At 40.4% G+C, this 2,898-nt stretch carries 1 pseudogene; it reads right to left on the reverse strand.

Annotation, left to right across the window (positions count from 1 at the left end):
* Positions 1–2,898: pseudogene (locus BN338_RS08675) on the reverse strand (hypothetical protein); the annotation flags it as partial.

A 2,898-nucleotide genomic window follows, 5' to 3' on the forward strand; every position in this document is an offset into this window, starting at 1 on the left:
ACCATTCACGGCATCGGTCGATGCCTCTGCAAGCTCTCCTGCTGTTAGACCTGTAAGAGTCCGTGCTGCACCATCAGTATTCGCAAACGTAACTTTCGTACCGCTCCTTTCACCTCCAACCGCAATGTCATGTGTCTTCTCATCTTGCTTAACAAGACTATCACCCACAACTTGGTTAATCTCATTCTTAAGCTCTTTATGAATATTCGTGAAAGAACTACCAACTCCAGTTAAAGCTTCAGCTACTGTTTTATAGCTCTTCTCTTCAACCTTATCGCCATCAGCACTCACTGTGTTAACTTTGAAGTTTGGAGAAACCCATTTGCCTTCTTTATATTCAGCTCCACCACCAAAATAGCTCGCCAGTGTATTGTTCATCGAATAAAGCTGAGAGCCATTTACGGCATCGGTCGATGTTTCTGTAAGCGCTCCTGCTTTTACACCTGTGAGAGTCCGCTCAGCATCTCCACTATTGGCAATGTTAATGCTTGTTCCACCTTTTTCTGCACCTATCTTGATAACCTTGCTATCAGCATCCTGCTTAACAAGGCTATCACTCACCACATCGTTAATGTGATTGTTAATATCCGTGACGGCTTTTGTCACTTCATTATGAAGATTTGTGAAAGAACTGCCTACTCCTTCAAAAGCCGCTGCAACGTTATCATAGCTCTTCTCTTCAACCTTATCGCCAGCAGCATTCACTGTGTTAACTTTGAAGTTTGGAGAAACCCATTTACCTTCTTTATATTCAGCTCCACCACCAAAATAGCTCGCTAACGTATTATTCATCAAATAAAGCTGACCACCTGTAACCGCATCTGTAGAACCAGAAGCAATATTTCCATCCAAAATGTGAGTAATCTTGCTCGCTTTTCTTTCTTTACCTTCTCCATGTTGCGCACTAAAGGCATTGTCATCCTTGCTCCACAATAAAGAATCCTGTGCAACGCCTTCTGAAACTTCCTTAATACGATCATTAACATTCTTAATATTCTCATCAAGACCAGAAAAAGCTGAGCCAACATCGGTAAACGACTTATCCGTAACCGTACCTTCTTTAGAAACTGAAGATAATTCATAGGTTGGACCTGTAAAAGCTCCATTGTTAAATGTTGAACTACCACCTAAAAACTTTGCAACATCCTGAGAAATGCTATTAATCTGACCACCTGTAATTGCATCATGTGATTTATCCGCAATCTGACCATCAGCAACATTATGAAGACCTACAGCTGCAGAACCCTCACCTTTACCGAAAGTCACACTCGTGTAATCAATTTCATCTTTTTCTTTTTTATCATAATGAACAACTGCTGAATCATCTGATTGAAGATGATTAATCTGATTGGTTATTTCATTTTTAATATTCGTGAAAGATGTACCAACTCCAGTTAAAGCTTCCGCTACACTCTTATATTCTTGCTCTTCAGATTCACCATCATCCTTAACTGTATTAAACTTGAAGCTTGGACCATTCCATACGCCATTCTCATAACCAGCTCCACCACCAAAATATTGCGCAACACTGCTCCCCAGAGCATGAAGCTGGGAACCATTCACTGCTTCTGTCGATTCTGCTGAAAGCGCACCATCTTTTACACCCAAAAGTGTCCGAGCGGCATTATCAACATTGGCAAAATTAACTGTCGTACCACTCGTTTCACCACCAACCGATATAACACGTGATCCTTGATCTTGTTTAACAAGGCTGTCTCCTACAACTTTGTTAATTTGCTCATTCACTTCATTATGAATATTCGTGAAAGATTGATTCACACCTTCAAAGGCCTCAGCAACGGTTTTATACTCTTTCTCTGTTGCTTTGCCAGTATCATCAAATTTCTTAACCTTAAAGGTAGGAGCGCTCCATTTTCCTTGCTCATCATAACCAGAGCCACCACCCAAATAAGTCGCTAGCTGCTCATTCATCGAATAAAGTTGACCACCTGTTACTGCATCTGTGGAACTCTTAGAAACATCACCAGCTAAAAGATGCGTAATTTTGCGATCTGTCTTTTCTTCACCTTCTCCATGTTGCGCACTAAAAGCTTTGTCAGTCTTGCTCCACAATAAAGCATCACCTTGAACTTGTTGTGTAATATTCGTGACTTGTTCAGTAAAATCATTAACGATGTTCTGCACATTCTTATTCACACTTTGAAAATTGGCATTAATACCTGCAAAAGCTGAAGAAACATCATTATATGTCTTGTCCATAACCTCCTTACCGTCTTCACTGAACGTTTTCAGCGTAAAGCTTGGGGCAGTCCATTTACCTTCCTCATATTTAGCACCGCCACCAAAATAGGTCGCAACCTTATCATTGGTTTCATAAAGCTGAGAACCATTAATCGCATCATGCGAGTTGGCAGTAATCTCTCCAGCAGCAAGATATTTAATTTTACTTGCCGTTTTCTCTTTTTCACCATGCTGAGCAACAAAAGCTTCGTCAGTCTTGCTCCAATTTAAAGAATCCTGTGCAACGCCTTCTGAGACTTCTTTAATCCGATCATTCACATTCTTGATATTGTTATCAAGGCCGCTAAACGCTGTGCCAACATCTTTAAACTCAATCAGATTTACCTTACCATTAGCATCAACCTGAGATAACTTATAGGTGGGCTGTGTAAAAGCACCACCACTAAATGCTGCACCACCACCTAAGTATTTTGCAACTTCCTCACCGATTTTGTTAATCTGTCCACCATTGATCGCATCACGTGAATTCTCAGTAATACTACCATCAGCAACATTATGAAGACCTACAGCTGTAGAATCCTTACCTTTACCGAAAGTCACATTCGTGTAATCAATTTCACCCTGTGCTGTTTTATTATAGTGAACAACTGCTGAATCATCTGATTGAAGATTTTCAGACAGCTCTTTCAAACTTTT

Source organism: Bartonella queenslandensis AUST/NH15, from assembly GCF_000312585.1.
Lineage (GTDB): Bacteria > Pseudomonadota > Alphaproteobacteria > Rhizobiales > Rhizobiaceae > Bartonella > Bartonella queenslandensis_A.